We start from the raw sequence: 15,637 nt of genomic DNA, 5'->3' as shown, positions 1-15,637 counted from the left end.
CGACAACAACACCAAGCCAAAACCCAGCCACAGTTTGCTGCCAACCGACAGGTTGCCGAGTGCGCGGCCCATCACTGGAACGCACCTTGGCATGCTGGCGAGGCAAATCTGAACCCGAACGGAAACGGCAGAAAACACCAAGGCAAACTGAGCATATGAGGGCTTCTTGTTGTTGTTTTTTTGGATTCAGAGGCGCTGCATTTCGTACGTTCAGAGCCTATCGCGTAGGCATGTGGCTCGGCCAATGGCCAATAAAGATGGGAGTCAGTTGAAACGCTAATAGCCTTGGATTTACGCGGGAGCCGCCGCATTGCACGAGCGGCTCATGGACGACATTTCACAGAGTTCCTGTAGGAGCTGCGGCACGCTGCGATCTTTTGATCTGTGTTTTTAAGATCAGAATCAAAAGATCGCAGCGTGCCGCGGCTCCTACAATGTATCGCGGGTTGGCAGGGAGCGCCTTAATCAGAAAGGGTTTTCTTGGCTTCCTTGAAGTGCGCATATTCCCTGCGGACAAACGTTTCGAACGTCGTCGGCGCGCGGCCCAACAGTAAGGACAGCACATTGGAGTTACCGACGAAGTGGTGGTTGCTGTAATGCCTGGAGATCGCAAGGTTCATCCGCAACATATGCTGAAGCGCCTCGGGCTGCAGATTGCCGAAACGTTCGCGGACAAACACCTCGACATCGAAGCGCTCGACCTTGATCTCGCGCCCCACCACTTGCGAAGCAACCGCGCCGATCTCGTGCGCAGTGAACCGTCCGGGGCCGACCAGCTCGTAGGTGGCCCCGCCGTGACGTTCGCGGTCAGACAACACCAACGCAACCACGTCGGTAAAGTCCTCCAGATCGACCATCGACTGGCGTCTGTCCAGCGACCACGCCAAGCGGAACACGCCTTCCTCGAACACCGCTTTCAATCGTGTTGGCAGCATATAATTGGCGGGTTGCAAAATGGTGTATTCGAGTCCTGAGGACAGCAGGTGTTCTTCAATGTCGCGCTTGATTTCATGCTGGATCAAGTCGCTGGCGATGGCGTGCAGCACAGAACTGAACACGAAATGCTCGACGCCCTCTGCTCTGGCGGCGTCAATCATGGCGAAGCCTATCGCGCGTTCGTCGTGATGCAGCGTCGGGCCGATGTGGTACACACTTTTGACGCCCTTCATGGCTTGGGCAATAAACGCCGGATCGGCGAGATCGCCTACCCGCATTTGGTGTACGCCGAGCTTGTGCAGTTGCTCGGCGGAGGATTCGGTTCTGACGCAAGCCCGTATTTGATAGCCGGACGCGAGCAGTTTGGGCACCAGCCGTTTGCCCTGGTTACCGTTAGCCGAGGTGATAAGGATCAATGGATTTTTCTCCTGAAAGGAATCCATGGCGCGATCGATACAGGCTTTTCAACGCCACAGGTGAGGTACGCCCTGCCCTTTGAAGAGCACGGCGCACACCAGGATCAGCTGAGTTTGACGGGGAGTTGCAGGTAGGAGGCGTGTTCACCGCCGGTGTGGATCACGTGTTCGCCGCTGTTTGCGCCGGTGTATTCGGCGATGCCGGGCATCATCGTTCCCATCAAGTTGCGCGAGCTGATGACGAAACGCAGCTGTTCGCCGGGGTAGAACTTGATGCCGAGCGGCAGCAGGTCGATCTCGACATCGACGATCTCGCCCGGAGCGAGTTTTTCCACGCGATCAAAGCTGTGGGCCGGCACGTCCACGCTTGAGAGCGCTTTGTCCAGATGCCGCGCCGAGACACGCAAGCGGCCGTCCGAGCCTTTGTAGCGAAGAATGGTCGCGCCGTGATCGGTGAGATCGTGAATCATCGCGCTGTGATTAGGCGTGGTGAACTGCTGCAGCGGTGTGCCATAGGCATCGAGTTTCTGCACCAGCACAAACAAATCCATGTCATGGGCGCCTTTGGCTTCTACCCAAAGGTGCGCTTTGGGGTAGCCGACCAGCTCGGTGACCTGATCGAAACGGGTGATAAACGAGACCGCATTCGGGTTGTTGGCAACACCATAGGACACCGCGACATCGGCCGCTGGTGCTTCGCAGGTCAGCGTGCGCGAGCGACCGTCAAGGTAGAACCTGGTCGATACCGCGCCTTGTGGCGGAAACTCTTCAGCCGCGACGTTAACCTGGTCGCCGCCTTCGAAGTCGTGCACGGCGTAACGCACGCGTGGGGTGGACTCCCAGTCGTTAGCCTGGCCTTTGAGGAAGCGGTCAAAGAAGCGCCGCAAGTCTTCGACGTTCGCTTCGTCGTAGTAATCCGGCCACTCTTGAGTGTTATGGATGCGCAGCCATTTGTCCTGCGAAGCAATTCGTCGCCACCCGCGGAACGTACCGGCGGTGTGCAGCGTGTTGGAATAGCTGGCGACGATGTACGCTGGCACATTGATGCGTTCGAACTCTGGAATCTTGTTTTCCCAAAGTTCGTTCATCAACGGGTAGCGCGCGGCTTCAGCAAGGATGTCTTCCTTGTTGTTCTTTCCGAAGAAACTGCCGTTCTGCAACAGCCCGGCGAAGGCGAGATCGGGCATGCCGCCACGCAGCACCAGGTCGCGGTACACGTCACTGACGCCTTCCCACGGGTTGATCGCTTTCAGCGCCGCAGGCTGCTCGGCAGCAGCAAACCATTGCGAAACGGCCAGGTACGAGGTGCCGCTCATGCCGACATTGCCGCTGCACCATGACTGCTCCGCGAGCCAGTTAATCAGGTCGTGGCAATCGCGACCGTCCTGACGATCCCAAAGCACGCTGTTGCCTTCGGAATCAACGCAGCCGCGAATGTCCGGGTTGCAGATCGCGTAACCGTTGGCGCACCAATACGCAGGATCCGGCGCTTCGAACTTGGCCAGCCCCGACACGACATTGTTGTTCAAACCGACCAGACCAAACACGCCCATCACACTGACGGAGGTGCCCTGCCCTTTGCCGTAAGGACTCCACGCAACAATCACCGGCACTTTTTCGCTACCGGCCGGGCGGAACACGTCGACGTAAATTGTCACGCCATCGCGCAACTGCACCGCGACGTCCTTCTCGAACACGATGTCGACGGGGATCGGGCGAAACTGCGGGGCGATTTGAAAGCCTTTTTCCAGCGTCCGCGTGCCAGGCTCGAAAGCGGTCAACAAGCCGGTTCGAGCAGGTGGCAGTGGCGTCGACGGTGTGTAGATTTTTTGCGTATCGCTCATGGAGAGACTCCTTTGTCTGGCGCCGGTACTCACCGGGGGCAATTAATTCATTGGTCAATCAAGCTTTAGAAAAACAGCGTGAAACTGGCTTGCAGATTGGGGGCGTCTTTGACGTCTGGACTGAACGCCGGATGTTCGACGTAACTCAGCCCCGCGCGTACATAAGTGCCGGCGGCAACGCGCATGTTGTAAGCGAGCGTTGTCGATTTCGAGTCGTCGGCATTGGACACATGCAGCGTATCGAGCTTTTTGTTGGCGTCGTCGCTGTAGCTGGTGTAGCCGTACTCCAGCATCACCATGTCGAATGGACGCGAGTCCAACGGCCCTTTGGCAAACACGCGCAAGCCGTAATACAGGTCAAACAGGTTGCGATCCTTTGGCGCGGTCATCCAGGTAAACCCGGCGTACAAGCCACGGGAAGCGATGGCGCTGTCGAATTGGTAAAACTGGTAGTCGCCCAGTACGTAGCCGGCGTAGTTGTCATCACTGCGCTCGTTGCTGAGGAACTGCGTGTATTCGGACGTGTTATGGATGTAGCCGGCTCGCAGCCACGCGTACGGTGTGCCCGGCGCAGAGGCGCGTTTGTAGCCGAGCTCATCGATGTACAGCGCGCCGGCGTGATCAACGTGCAAGTCGAGTTCACCGGCATGACGGTCGATCTCCGGCCCCATGCCGTCAGGACTGATAGAGCGTTGAACGCCGAATTTGTTATAGAAGTTGCCGTAATTCAGCGTGACGTTGGCTGCCGGGCTGGACACCGGTGCGTGGCTCAACCCCACTTGAAACGGGATCACCGCTTGTAAACCCTGAGTGCCGCCCACCAAGGTGCCACCGGTAAACGGGCCGATAAATTCCAGGTCGTTGGGCAGCACGCCGATTTTGAATTCGACGGTTTTATCCCAAAGGCTCTGGTAGTAGGCGAAACGCGTGTAGCTGAACTTTGACGACGGATTCACTTCATCCCAGCTGGAGTAATAGCTGCCTACTCCGAAAATAAACTGCCCATTGTCGAGGCCGATCCGCCCCAGATCGTAAGTAAATCCGACCAGCAGATTTGACGAATAGGTCGGGCGCTCACCGCCATAAGCCTGCGGTTTGTGACGGTCGTGATCGAGGTAGTTATTGGCGAAGGTGGTCATGTTCAACATGTTGAAACCAATGCCGTAATCAGCCAGATCACTGCGAAAGCCGCCGGCGTCACCGAGAATGCTTTCCGACGGTGGCGGCAGCTCGGTCAATTGTCCGCGTTCAACCAGTGCATCGATCTTCGCGAACTGCTTTTTGCGTTCGATGATGTGGCCCAGTAGTTGGCTGTCGGGCAAGGCTTTTTTTGTAGCCGCCCGATCAAGACTTTTAGCCGGTTGTTTCAATTCCGGGGCAACCTGACCCACAACGTTCTGCGGCGTCGGGTTTGTTTCAGCACGAGCATTCAGCGAGTGTGCCGCCCAGATTGCCAACAGTGCCGCCAGCGTGACGCGGACAAATTCAGGCGCATGCTTACGGATTCGGTTCGTCCCGTTTTGATGGGGCCGCATACAATTTCCTTTTATTCTTATTTTCGGTAGTCATTAGCGTTATAGCCGGCCAAGGCGCAGGCACGCACGGTGGCCGTATTGCTTGTTTTACTAGGTGGCTTCAGGCGCGATCACACGCTGTGGTTGATCGGGTGACTTGGCAGACAGGCACAACAAACCAAACGCCGCGACCGGGAGTATTGGAAACAGGATCAGGGCTGTGCGGTACGAGCCGCTTTTATCGAACACCATGCCCAACACGAACGGACCGATAATGGCGCCTAGCAGGGTCACCGAAAAGGCGCTGCCAAAGATCCGCGCATACGCCAATTTCCCAAAGCGGCGGGAAATCAGATAACCGAGAATGTCGATCTCGGCACCCTGGGTCGCGCCAATCAGGAAACTGGCCGCCAGCGCCCAGTGCAGACCGTCCAGCAACATCAGAAACCCAACTAACTGGCAGGTGAGGAAAATCCCCGCGACGGTTCGGGTGTGCAGATGATCGAGCAAGGCACCCCCAAACAGTCGCCCGAACAACGACCCGGCAGAACCCGCCGCGACAATGCCGGCGATCTGATTGGCGGATGCGCCCCAATCCGAGAGCATTGCCGGCAAGTGCACGCTGGCCCCCACGACGCCAAACAGCACCAGTACAAAGGCAAGCGAATACAGCCAGAAATCACGGGTAGCCATGGCCTCCCGCAACGTCATGCCGATCACCTCTAGCTGGCTTTTTTCAGCACGGCGCTCAGATTCCGGAATCGGCCCGTTGTTGTCACGGACAAACACCGCGAGATTGGCCAGACCAATCGCCAGCGCAGTCGCCCCGGCCACCAGAAACGCCTCGCGCCAGCCGTTCAATGCGATGTTCTGCGAAATCAGATACGAGAATGCGCCGGTGCCGACCGCAAGGCCTGATGACGTGATTGCAAAGGCCAATCCCAAGTGTTTATCGAACCAGCGCTGGGTCAAAAACAGGAAGGCTGGATAACTCGCCAGATTGCCGAACGCCACACTCATCGCCGTGATTGCAACGAACGCGGGGAACGAGTGAATGAGCGACAAGCACATGTAGCTGCCGCATCCCAACACCGTACCGACCAGCGCGACACGGCGCGCGCCAAAGCGGTCAACGAGAAAGCCAGCCAGCGGCATCACCAGCGCGTTGCAGATCGACGCGACAGAAATGATGATCGCAAAATCGGTACGCGACCAAGCGAACTCGGCGGTCACCGCCTTCATGAACAGGCCCAGCGGAATCAGCAGAATGGCCGGCGACGCGATGCTCATTCCGAGAAAACACCCAACAAGTACTGACCAACGTTTCATCTCTTATGTCCTTATTATTGTAATGGCACACGCGGTGGAGCTTTAGGTCGACGACGTTACGGATCCGGCTTTTCAGGAGCCTACGTCCAGTGGTGATTTATATCAACAGCAGTTGAGATAAATGGCAAGTGAAAGGATGGACGGAGTGTGGGGATTATCAACACGCCGCATAATGCGTGTACTGATCATTCACCCGGAGGGTCGCTGCAAATGGCAATTGCTCATAAAGCTGCTGAGGCTGGTTTCTCAACAGAAGCCAAAATCTACACGCAGGGGCGCCCGGACTATCCCGGCGAAATACAGAAATGGTTTAGAGACGCGCTGAACATTCGCCCTGGATCGACGGTTATCGATTTAGGCGCCAGAACCGAAAAGCTGACGCGTTTGATGGATTCAATGGATGTTGATGTGATTGCCGTCGAACCGGTCGCGGCCATGCGCGTCCGCTTCTGGCCGATACCAGCTTCAAGATTCCGTGTCAGCGTCGCGGATTGGCTTTAGCACTATCGATCCTTCAACCATCTCGATAGTCAACAAATCACCGAGGCCGACGTTCATGGCTGCAAGGACATCCTGAGGGAGATCGATGATTACATCTCCGCTGCCATCGCCTGGGTCCTGACATTTCACAGTCGTCTTCACTGAATCACTCATTGGATTCTCGCTCCACTCTCGGCAACCGAAATGAGTCGTTATCTTACCCTGGTGTACGAGCGACCGGCAGCAAACAGCCAATAGCAGACGTTGGGGCTGGCACCAATAGGTCAGCAAAGTAGCTACCGAGAGACTTCACAGAGGAGGCACGCGAAGGTCCCTTTCGACGCGTGAAGCATCTGACTAGAACTTCGCGGTCGCAGGCTTGCAGTCGCCGATAAAGGCAGCGAACTGTTGGCCATCGTCCAGTTCGTACATCAATACGCCGTTCGCGCTAAATCGATTCAAACTTACATGAAGCCTGACTACTTTCCGACCAAATAGCTCTTTAGTAGAAACGATATACGGGAACGACGAGTACCACTCATTCGTGACAGCGAGGTCGCCAGTGATCTTGCCTGTTAGTGGCGTCGTGACCGTTAGGGCCCGGCTCTGAGGGTCAATCTGAATTGTCAGTTGTCCACGTGCTCCCTTGCTTCGACCAAACCCGTCTTGATGCGTCCATATCTCGCCTTCACACAGGAGGTACACGCTGGCACCTAGCTTTGTCTGCGCAGCGGCAGATTGGGACCATAAGCCGAAAATGGATGCAAAGATGATGGCTCGATAACGCATGAGTCTCTCCACTGATGACCGAGGGGATTACAACGTTACGTTTTGCCTTAACACATCATTTAAGCCGATCCACGGCTGGGCGCCGACTAGGTGTAGCAAGGGATACGGGGGCGGATTTGATTTCCCTGACCGCATTCGTCTGCTTAGGGTCGTTTTTTGCCTGTCGCGAAGGACGGCAACCGATCCACAGCTGCCGGTGGCCGCTGGCAAGAAATGAATTGGGCAGAATCAGGCGAAAAGTGCATGCCTACGGAACTGGGGGGCAAGTCATTCTAAAATTCGGGGTCCTCGACTCGTGACGGCGGGATAGCCAAAAAATTTGACAGAGACGATTCCTAAGCTACTTTCAATGCCAATGCCTAATATCATGGAGGATAAAATGACCGTCGCACTGATCAATGGAAGGCCGATTAGCTTTACAGACACTCTGGATGGCGACGTAGCAATAGTACTTTCTCATGGTCTATTCATGGACCAAAGCATGTTCGATGCTCAGGTTTGCATATTACGTGAGCACTATCGAATCATCACGTGGGACCAACGAGGGCATGGACAGGATACCTACGTCACTGAGCCTTTCAGCCTCTGGGATAGTGCAGACGACCTCTCTGCTCTACTGGTCCACCTCAATATAGATAAGGCCGTTTTATTGGGTATGTCGCAAGGTGGCTACGTTAGCCTTCGGGCCGCACTGCGTTATCCCGAAAAGGTTCAAGCATTGGTTTTGATCGCTACACACGCGGGCGTGGAAGAAGAAAACCAGAAAGTCGTATATTCACAGCTTCTTAGTGCATGGCTTGAAAATTCCCTGACTGATGAAATTGTACAAGGTGTGTCGACATTTATCTTGGGTGCGGATAAAGAACTGGCTAAACCTTGGATCAAAAAATGGCAAACAATTGATGACAACACATTATGCTTAAATTTTACGGCGTTAGCAGATCGCGATGATCTTGCTCCTGCGTTGAGCAAGTTGCAGATGCCGGCACTCGTTATATGGGGTAATGAAGACGGTGCGATCAGTGCTGAACAGGCTAGGCAGCTAGAGGCAGGAATTATCCATAGCCAATTCATGGAGGTTGTTGGCGCCGCGCATTCGGTGAGTATGACTCACGCCGACATAGTTAATACGAAAATCAAGACGTTTTTGACTGAAGCGCTTTTGTGAGTTAATAATTTAATTTAACTAAGTGATTCTTTGGATTTATTAAAATAAAAAAGGAGCGCGAAATGGTTGTTCCGCATGATTTCAAACCGTTATTTAGAACCAGCCCTTTTCTTGATCTTCTAGGTCCCTTCTATTATCGGGAAAATACTGAAGGTTTTACTATTGGGATTCGGGTACAGGAGAAACACGCCAATGCGCGTGGACTCGCCCACGGAGGCTTATTCATGGCGCTGGCCGATGTCGCCCTAGGTTACAGCGCAGCTTTCTCGAAAGACCCACCTCTCAAACTCGTAACGACAGCACTCACAACCGATTTTGCGGGTTCCGCCAAAATAGGCGATTGGTTGGAGGCCGTGGTGGATATTCAAAAAACCGGAAGCCGATTAGTTTTTGCTAACAGTTATATTAGCGTTGGAGATGAGCGAGTGGTGCGAGCCAGCGCTTCTTTTCTAGTGGTGAGCTGAAGCGCGGACTGCGATTATAATACAACATAATAATAAGCGCCACATTTGGCGCAATTGACAATATGTCACGGAGTGATTGACGATGGACAGTGCTGCGCGCTCACCTGAACTAGATCAAATTTCTCAAGATACAGCCGAACGAAAAAATCCGAAACGCAAAGCGATAAGTAGTCCGTACTTTCATCGACTTCAACGTAAGCACTTCCTGCTGTTCGATATTCTTCCTGTGTTTGGCGTTGTTCTCGCAGGGTTATTGGCAATTTACATACCAGTTAGCGCACTAGATATTGGTTTGTTCATTGCCTTTTGGGCACTGACTGGGATCGGGGTCAGTGTGGGCTATCATCGATACTTTACTCACCGCTCGTTTAAGGCGAAGCCAGCAGTTGGTGTTGTCTTAACGATACTGGGTTCCATGGCCGGTCAGGGGGCCCTACTGTCTTGGGTAGCCATGCATCGGCGTCACCACGAGTTGAGTGATCAACCAGGCGACCCGCACTCACCCAATCTGCATGGGTCCGGATTAGGAGGCCTCATCAAGGGGCTGGCGCACTCACACTTCATGTGGATGAAGGAGCACGATTACCCCAACGTTGCCTATTACGCTCCAGATTTGATTCGAGATCCACTCATCGCTAAAACCGCGCGTCTTTATTACACGTGGGTCTTTCTTGGCCTGCTAGCCCCTGCGTTACTGGGCGGGCTACTTAGCCAATCTTTATGGGGCGCATTGAGCGGTTTCCTTTGGGGAGGGGCTATCCGCATGTTCGTTGTGGGTCACATCATTTGGTCCATCAACTCCATACTTCATCGGTTCGGTACTCGACCTTATCAATCCAAAGACTACAGCCGTAATGGTGGTTTATTTGGCTTACTCACCTTCGGGGAGTCATGGCACAACAATCACCATGCATTCCCCGAGTCTCCTTCATTTGGGTTGCAATGGTCAGTATTCGATCCTGGTTACTGGTTTATCCGTGGTTTGTGCTTGATGGGGGTGGCATGGGATTTGCGAGTCCCCACGTTGCAACGAAGAACCAGTCGTAAAAACAGAAACGTACAACCTCTCTAATAAGGAAAATTCAATCATGACTGCCTATGAATCTCTCTCGATAGAAAAAGACACTGTAGTCCAATGGTGTAAGGACCAAATAGGCGAGCTTCTCAATGCTCCCGGAATCAGCATCGATGAAAATAAAGATTTCGGTGAGTTAGGGCTGGACTCTTCCTTGGCAGTTTCTCTGTTAATCGAAATCGAACAAAAATATGGCGTGGAAATCTCAGCGGAAGAGTTGTTTGATAATCCCAGTATCAAGGCCGTGACTGGTTTGATTATGGGTGGGGACAGGACGTCGGAAAAATGAACGCTTTAACAACCGAGCATCGTCTGGAAGAACAGTCGAAAGCGATACGCCATCATTATGATGTGGGTAACGACTTTTATGAGTTGTGGCTGGATCCAACACTTTCCTACTCTTGCGCTGTATGGGCCGGGAGTGAAACCTTGGAGAGGGCACAATTAAATAAAATAGCGTATCACCTTGAGGCCATTGATGCGGGCAATTTACAATCGGTGCTTGATATTGGCTGCGGGTGGGGGGGTGTGCTTGATGCGCTAGAGAATATGCCAAATATCAAGCGCGCCGTCGGACTGACGCTGAGTAATCAGCAAGCGGCTTATATACAAAAGCAGTTATATTCGAAGGTGGCTATAGAGGTAAAAAACTGGCAGGAGTTCGTCCCTGCAACACCATTTGATGGAATTATTTCCATTGGAGCCTTTGAGCACTTCGCTTCTCCTTCAGATAGTATTGAAGAGAAAATAGCAATCTACCGGAGGTTCTTCACTTCCTGCCGAGACTGGTTGAAACCCGGGGGGCGACTTTCGTTGCAAACAATTGCTTATGGTTCCATGTCCAGAGAACAAGCAAGCACTTTTTTCAATGAGGAAATATTTCCCAATGCCGACCTGCCCACGTTGACAGAATTAGCTCAAGCGGCGGAGGGAATCTTCGAAATTCAACGTGTCGACAATGGCCGGCTGGATTATGCGAGAACGTGTGAAGAGTGGTATCGCCGGTTGTCCGCCAATAAGGCAGTTGCTGCGGAACGTGTCGGCGATGCAGTCGTTACCCGTTATCTACGCTACTTGAAGATGTCGGCTTACGGATTTCAGTTCGGAAAAATTCAGTTGTTGAGACTCCAACTTCAAGCTATCCGATAATCAATCTGATGGAAGGAACCTCACGATGTCTGATGGTGCTCAGGATCACTCGTTGACACCCGGTAAATTAATGAATTTACCCCGCTTCAACCCTTTTTCCGCTGAATTTCGTGAGACACCGTACGGTGTTTACCGCCAGTTACGTGAGCTGAACCCTCTGCATAAAGTGTTGGGTATGTGGGTCGTCACCCGACATGCCGATGTCATGAGTGTTCTGCGTGATCGTAGCTGCAATGCAAGCATTATTCCGAAACTGGTTGATAATCAGGCCGCTAAGTTTGGTCGCGATAACGCACCGTTTCAGCGGCTGGCCTACAAATCAATCGTATTCACCGAGAATCCCGACCATCATCGTTTGAGAAAATTGATGAACATCGCGTTTTCGCAGTCGGCGATAGATCAGTTGCAAAGCTCTATAGAAGACACTATCCAAGACTTGCTGCGGGACGCCTATCAGCAAGGAGGTATGGACATCATATCCGGCCTGGCCCAACCCACGCCGCTGCGAGTCATGTGCGAATGGATCGGGCTACCTGCCGAAATGCACTCGACCATCGATGCTTGGACCCATGCCATCCGCTTTCTATTAGAGCCTGGATTGATGGTTAAGGACGATTTTGAAAAAGTCAGTAATGTTCTTGATGAATATATGGAGTATCTCTCCAGTGTCATTGCCGAGCGTAAAAATAATCCAAGGCAAGACTTGATCAGTCAACTACTTGATCTGCAAATCGATGGTGATCGCTTGACTCATGAGGAGCTGATCTTCGTCTGCATCATGTGCTTTGTTGCCGGAAACGAAACCACCAAAAGCCTGATTGGCAACGGCATAAATGCGTTGCTGGAGCATCCTGAGCAATACCGCCTACTCCAGCAGCGACCGCAGCTAATCCACTGTTGTGTACAAGAAGTTTTGCGTTTCGAGACTCCTCTTCAACATACCAAACGCTTCGCGACAAAAGAGTTGATCCTGGATGGGCACGTTATTAAAGCAGGGGATCAGATTCTACTGTGTTTGGGTTCGGCCAATAGGGATGAGCGCGTTTTTCCTGCTGCTGATCGCTTTGATATTGAGCGTAAGACAAAGGGGCATTTAGCATTCGGCTACGGTATGCACGGTTGCTTAGGTGCATTGTTAGCCGAGCGCCAGATGCAGGCGGTACTTTCCAGATTGTTGGAAGGGCCTCGCTTGATACGCCGTCACAGCAAACCGACTTGGCAGGCAGGCAGTTTCATCGTTCGAAGCTTATCGTCTCTCGATGTTCAGTTTGTCTGACTCTACCGGGATAAGGTGAAATGCACACACAAAACATCTCCCTGATCTGTTTTCCTCACGCAGGTGGCAGTAACGCGACTTACAACGGGTGGGGATCCCGTCTCTCGGAAACGATTCGAAAAATCAAACTAGGATGCTTCGACGGGCCTGCCCAAAGAGCCACCTTTACTGATGTCGACAGCTTATCTGCTCATATCGCTGAACAGCTCAGTCATGAGAGCCAGCCACTCGCGTTGTATGGTCATAGCATGGGTGCAGTATTGGCTTATGAAGTCGCCCGCAAGCTTTCAAATCGCAATACTGTTCAAGTGATGCATTTATTTGTCTCGGGCAGACGCGCACCACAGTTGGCGGCACGACTGGCGCCGATCCATCACCTATCGGACCAAGCGTTTCTGAATGAGTTGATGGCTTATGGTGGTGTTCCGGACGCAATCGGTACCAACACCCGACTGTTGAATACACTTATACCGATCATCCGGAGTGATTTGGCTCTGGTAGAAACTTATCAATTCCATCCCATGCACACGTTGAAATGTCCTATCAGTGCCATCTATGCCACCCATGATCCTGTGGTTGAAACTGACGAACTAATGGCGTGGCAGGAGAGAACGACCGGGGACTTCAGTTTCCATGAGTTGAGCGGCAACCACTTTTTCCACTCTTCACGGCCGCAAGCGCTGATCGACATAATTCATCACTCACTGAGCGCACAAAGCACCAGGAGGGTTGAATGCAAAAATTTCGTTTGATGACCGACTGTCTAGACAGCCATAGCGAGCTTTACCCGCAAAAACCGGCCTATATTTTTCTTTCTGAAAAATTGGTGACGGAAGAAGAGCTGACCTTTGCGCAGTTGAGAATTGAGGCGAGGCAGTTTGCCGGTCGTCTGTTAGAGACAGCTCAAAGTGGCGATAGAGCGTTATTAATATTCCCGGCGGGATTAGATTTCATCATCGCTTTTTTTGGCTGCCTGTATGCAGGAGTGGTCGCTGTACCCCTCTGCCCACCCAATAAAAAACGCTCACAACGCACACTACAAGCCATCATCGACGACTGCTCCCCACGTTTGATTATTACACTCAAGGCACTAAGCAGCTCTCTTCAGGATCAGGATCATCGAGAGTCGTTGTCATGGCTTGAGATGGACGACTTGAGGGGGCGCCAACAATTTACGTTTCTCCCTGACCATTTGGCAGTCGAGGCGGAGGACTTGGCGTTTATTCAATATACGTCAGGTTCCACATCCACCCCTAAAGGGGTCATGGTGACGAATGCAAATATTGTTGCAAATCAGGCAATGATTCGCGATGCGTTCAGTCATGACGAAGCGTCTACCGTCATAGGGTGGGTTCCGCATTATCACGACCAGGGTCTCATCGGGAATATTTTTCAACCGATGTTTGTCGGCGCAACCAGCGTTCTGATGTCGCCAGTAACATTCATGCGCTGGCCATTGCGCTGGCTTCAAGCAATATCTATTTATCAAGCACATACAAGCGGTGGACCAAATTTTGCTTTTGGTGCCTGTGTTAAAGCCCTTGAGCGAGAACCGGAAATCGAACTGGATCTGAGCACTTGGCAAGTCGCATTCAATGGTGCCGAGCCAATTCGTAACGAAACAATGAGTGAGTTTCAGGCTGCTTTCCAGCGATTCGGTTTCAGCAGAGAGGCTGTTTATCCCTGTTATGGCTTGGCCGAATGCACGTTACAAGCGTCAGGAGGCGTCAGGGGAACAGGCATGATTACTCTGAACGTTGACAGGCAGGCGCTGCGTGATGGAAAAATTCTGCCGACGGATACGGCATCTTGCCAAACATTGGTGGGTTCGGGTAAAGCGCTGCCGGGAACACGTATAGAAATTGTTGATCCGCTAACCCGAAAACCCCGCACACCATTCGAAATTGGAGAGATCTGGATAGCTGGTCCCCACATTGCACGGGGTTACTGGAACCAGGACCCTCTCACCGCAGGCACCTTCGCAAATCATTTATCAGGGGACATTCAACCGCCTTATTTACGTACTGGAGACCTTGGATTTGTTCACCAAGGAGAGTTATATGTAACGGGCAGAATAAAAGATATGGTCATTATCCGCGGTAAGAATTATTACCCGCATGATATCGAGCACAATGTTTCGACAGCTCACCATAGCCTAGAGAATTCGGCGTGCGCGGTATTTTCACTCTTAGACACGGAAGACAAACTGATTATCGTTCAAGAAGTTCGAAGAGAGTGGAGAAAGAAAATCGATGGGGACGAAATTATCTCGATCATTCGACAGGCAGTGGTTTTAAACAGCGAGATTACTCCCCACGACATTGTTTTATTAATGCCCGGAAAACTATTGAAAACCAGTAGTGGCAAGGTCATGCGCAATGCAATACGTACTCAATACATCGATAAAAAACTTGAGCGATGGCTTGGTTAGTGTCGTTCACAAATCTAGCCTATAAGGATGAATACCATGGAAGATTTCGCTGCAAGCAATCCCGACTTTGACAAGCACGTCCAAGGCGCGGTACTCAGTATGCCAGCGGCAAAATTACTGGGATTTCATTTCAATTACTTAAAGCCAGGTCATTGTGAAATCGAACAGCCAGCGCGCAAAGAACTCACCCAACATAACGGCTACTTTCAAGGTGGTATCATCGGAGCGTTGGCTGATTTTGCCGGAGGTTCGGCCGCCGGAACCCTCCTGCCACCTGGCTGGATAAATATGACTACAGATTTCACTGTCAAACTAATTGCCCCGGCAGATGGTGACAAGCTAATAGCCAGGGGACGTGTCATCAATGCATCGAACAATACTACGGTTGCCGCTGCCGATTTGTTTGCCGTGAAACAAGGCAAGGAAACACTCTGCGCCACCGCTCTGGTGACTATGCGAAATATTCCCCTCAAAGCCTGAAGGTAATGATCTGACCACTCATTAGATAGCAGCGGATACACCTGAAAATCCTGATGCCGACAGTGCTCCCATGGGCATTGTCGGTGATCTTCCGTAAGGCGCTGGCAGCACCTTCGAGAACCAGCAAATCTCACTCCAAACATCGTTTTCATTTTGAAGCCTGACTGTTGGCGCTGATTGAAAACTGACCCACCCTGCCGATTGAAAAATGACCCAGGACGGATTGCTGATTTTTGTCCCAGCAATTGTGGATAAGCTTAGCAGCAGTGTTCTGGTTGAAGACGCA

The 15,637-nt window shown here is 52.2% G+C and carries 17 protein-coding genes; 10 read left to right on the top strand and 7 right to left on the bottom strand.

Translation table 11 applies throughout. The annotated features are described in order from the left end of the window. Window positions 1-461: 461 nt before the first annotated feature. From E3W21_RS19245 to E3W21_RS19230, 4 genes are all read right to left on the bottom strand, one after another. Window positions 462-1,379: an SDR family oxidoreductase gene (locus tag E3W21_RS19245; RefSeq protein ID WP_134421480.1), complete on the bottom strand. Its 918-nt coding sequence runs from the start codon at window positions 1,377-1,379 to the stop codon at window positions 462-464. Window positions 1,380-1,456: 77 nt separating this feature from the next. After that, window positions 1,457-3,196: a CocE/NonD family hydrolase gene (locus tag E3W21_RS19240; protein ID WP_134421479.1), complete on the bottom strand. Its 1,740-nt coding sequence runs from the start codon at window positions 3,194-3,196 to the stop codon at window positions 1,457-1,459. Window positions 3,197-3,261: 65 nt separating this feature from the next. Further along, a complete protein-coding gene (locus E3W21_RS19235; protein ID WP_134421478.1) occupies window positions 3,262-4,731 on the bottom strand; it encodes a carbohydrate porin in 1,470 nt (489 codons plus the stop codon). 90 nt (window positions 4,732-4,821) lie between these two features. Then, entirely contained in the window at window positions 4,822-6,039 is a 1,218-nt protein-coding gene (locus E3W21_RS19230; RefSeq protein WP_134421477.1) for an MFS transporter, read from the bottom strand. A gap of 147 nt (window positions 6,040-6,186) precedes the next feature. Between E3W21_RS19230 and E3W21_RS19225 the strand changes: the two genes are divergently transcribed. Further along, entirely contained in the window at window positions 6,187-6,540 is a 354-nt protein-coding gene (locus E3W21_RS19225) for a hypothetical protein (RefSeq protein WP_134421476.1), read from the top strand. On the opposite strand, the gene E3W21_RS31860 is transcribed toward E3W21_RS19225, so the two are convergent. Next, the gene (locus tag E3W21_RS31860; protein WP_134421475.1) at window positions 6,505-6,693 is read right to left on the bottom strand and encodes an AbrB/MazE/SpoVT family DNA-binding domain-containing protein; all 189 of its coding nucleotides are present in this window, start codon (window positions 6,691-6,693) and stop codon (window positions 6,505-6,507) included. The genes E3W21_RS19225 and E3W21_RS31860 overlap by 36 nt on opposite strands. Before the next feature lie 183 nt (window positions 6,694-6,876). Continuing rightward, window positions 6,877-7,308: a hypothetical protein gene (locus E3W21_RS19215; protein WP_134421474.1), complete on the bottom strand. Its 432-nt coding sequence runs from the start codon at window positions 7,306-7,308 to the stop codon at window positions 6,877-6,879. A 379-nt stretch (window positions 7,309-7,687) separates the two neighbouring features. Here E3W21_RS19215 and E3W21_RS19210 point away from each other — a divergent pair, with 379 nt between their 5' ends. From E3W21_RS19210 to E3W21_RS19170, 9 genes are all read left to right on the top strand, one after another. Further along, the gene (locus tag E3W21_RS19210) at window positions 7,688-8,476 is read left to right on the top strand and encodes an alpha/beta fold hydrolase (protein ID WP_166793845.1); all 789 of its coding nucleotides are present in this window, start codon (window positions 7,688-7,690) and stop codon (window positions 8,474-8,476) included. 62 nt (window positions 8,477-8,538) lie between these two features. Then, window positions 8,539-8,940, top strand: coding sequence for a PaaI family thioesterase (locus tag E3W21_RS19205; protein ID WP_134421472.1), 402 nt, complete (start codon window positions 8,539-8,541; stop codon window positions 8,938-8,940). 82 nt (window positions 8,941-9,022) lie between these two features. Then, on the top strand, window positions 9,023-10,012 hold the full coding sequence (locus tag E3W21_RS19200) for an acyl-CoA desaturase (RefSeq protein ID WP_134421471.1): 990 nt from the start codon (window positions 9,023-9,025) through the stop codon (window positions 10,010-10,012). 16 nt (window positions 10,013-10,028) lie between these two features. Next, the gene (locus E3W21_RS19195; protein WP_134421470.1) at window positions 10,029-10,304 is read left to right on the top strand and encodes an acyl carrier protein; all 276 of its coding nucleotides are present in this window, start codon (window positions 10,029-10,031) and stop codon (window positions 10,302-10,304) included. Next, window positions 10,301-11,164: a cyclopropane-fatty-acyl-phospholipid synthase family protein gene (locus E3W21_RS19190; protein WP_134421469.1), complete on the top strand. Its 864-nt coding sequence runs from the start codon at window positions 10,301-10,303 to the stop codon at window positions 11,162-11,164. The genes E3W21_RS19195 and E3W21_RS19190 overlap by 4 nt, the downstream gene beginning before the upstream one ends. Window positions 11,165-11,189: 25 nt before the next feature. Beyond that, window positions 11,190-12,440, top strand: coding sequence for a cytochrome P450 (locus E3W21_RS19185; protein WP_134421468.1), 1,251 nt, complete (start codon window positions 11,190-11,192; stop codon window positions 12,438-12,440). A 20-nt stretch (window positions 12,441-12,460) separates the two neighbouring features. Continuing rightward, entirely contained in the window at window positions 12,461-13,192 is a 732-nt protein-coding gene (locus E3W21_RS19180; RefSeq protein WP_134421467.1) for a thioesterase II family protein, read from the top strand. Continuing rightward, a complete protein-coding gene (locus E3W21_RS19175) occupies window positions 13,174-14,871 on the top strand; it encodes a fatty acyl-AMP ligase (protein WP_134421466.1) in 1,698 nt (565 codons plus the stop codon). Before E3W21_RS19180 ends, E3W21_RS19175 begins: the two co-directional genes overlap by 19 nt. A 36-nt stretch (window positions 14,872-14,907) precedes the next feature. Beyond that, window positions 14,908-15,351 carry a PaaI family thioesterase gene (locus E3W21_RS19170; RefSeq protein ID WP_134421465.1) on the top strand — a complete coding sequence of 148 codons (444 nt, stop codon included), beginning with the start codon at window positions 14,908-14,910 and terminating at the stop codon, window positions 15,349-15,351. Between the two features lie 21 nt (window positions 15,352-15,372). Here E3W21_RS19170 and E3W21_RS31450 read toward each other — a convergent pair. Beyond that, a partial coding sequence (locus tag E3W21_RS31450; RefSeq protein WP_218570171.1) for a hypothetical protein occupies window positions 15,373-15,637 on the bottom strand: 265 nt, incomplete at its 5' end.

The sequence above is a fragment of the Pseudomonas sp. F01002 genome, assembly GCF_004402115.1.
GTDB lineage: Bacteria > Pseudomonadota > Gammaproteobacteria > Pseudomonadales > Pseudomonadaceae > Aquipseudomonas > Aquipseudomonas frigoris.
The sequence above is the reverse complement of the archived record's forward strand: the minus strand, read 5'-3'. Positions and strand labels throughout refer to the sequence as shown.

What these genes read in the sequence shown, in the direction of transcription:
- E3W21_RS19230 (WP_134421477.1), bottom strand. Translation starts at nt 6,039, where the DNA reads ATGAAACGTTGGTCAGTACTTGTTGGGTGTTTTCTCGGAATGAGCATC.
- E3W21_RS19200 (WP_134421471.1), top strand. Translation starts at nt 9,023, where the DNA reads ATGGACAGTGCTGCGCGCTCACCTGAACTAGATCAAATTTCTCAAGAT.
- E3W21_RS19195 (WP_134421470.1), top strand. Translation starts at nt 10,029, where the DNA reads ATGACTGCCTATGAATCTCTCTCGATAGAAAAAGACACTGTAGTCCAA.
- E3W21_RS19205 (WP_134421472.1), top strand. Translation starts at nt 8,539, where the DNA reads ATGGTTGTTCCGCATGATTTCAAACCGTTATTTAGAACCAGCCCTTTT.
- E3W21_RS19170 (WP_134421465.1), top strand. Translation starts at nt 14,908, where the DNA reads ATGGAAGATTTCGCTGCAAGCAATCCCGACTTTGACAAGCACGTCCAA.
- E3W21_RS19215 (WP_134421474.1), bottom strand. Translation starts at nt 7,308, where the DNA reads ATGCGTTATCGAGCCATCATCTTTGCATCCATTTTCGGCTTATGGTCC.
- E3W21_RS19245 (WP_134421480.1), bottom strand. Translation starts at nt 1,379, where the DNA reads ATGGATTCCTTTCAGGAGAAAAATCCATTGATCCTTATCACCTCGGCT.
- E3W21_RS19180 (WP_134421467.1), top strand. Translation starts at nt 12,461, where the DNA reads ATGCACACACAAAACATCTCCCTGATCTGTTTTCCTCACGCAGGTGGC.
- E3W21_RS31860 (WP_134421475.1), bottom strand. Translation starts at nt 6,693, where the DNA reads ATGAGTGATTCAGTGAAGACGACTGTGAAATGTCAGGACCCAGGCGAT.
- E3W21_RS19240 (WP_134421479.1), bottom strand. Translation starts at nt 3,196, where the DNA reads ATGAGCGATACGCAAAAAATCTACACACCGTCGACGCCACTGCCACCT.
- E3W21_RS19210 (WP_166793845.1), top strand. Translation starts at nt 7,688, where the DNA reads ATGACCGTCGCACTGATCAATGGAAGGCCGATTAGCTTTACAGACACT.
- E3W21_RS19185 (WP_134421468.1), top strand. Translation starts at nt 11,190, where the DNA reads ATGTCTGATGGTGCTCAGGATCACTCGTTGACACCCGGTAAATTAATG.
- E3W21_RS19190 (WP_134421469.1), top strand. Translation starts at nt 10,301, where the DNA reads ATGAACGCTTTAACAACCGAGCATCGTCTGGAAGAACAGTCGAAAGCG.
- E3W21_RS19235 (WP_134421478.1), bottom strand. Translation starts at nt 4,731, where the DNA reads ATGCGGCCCCATCAAAACGGGACGAACCGAATCCGTAAGCATGCGCCT.
- E3W21_RS19175 (WP_134421466.1), top strand. Translation starts at nt 13,174, where the DNA reads ATGCAAAAATTTCGTTTGATGACCGACTGTCTAGACAGCCATAGCGAG.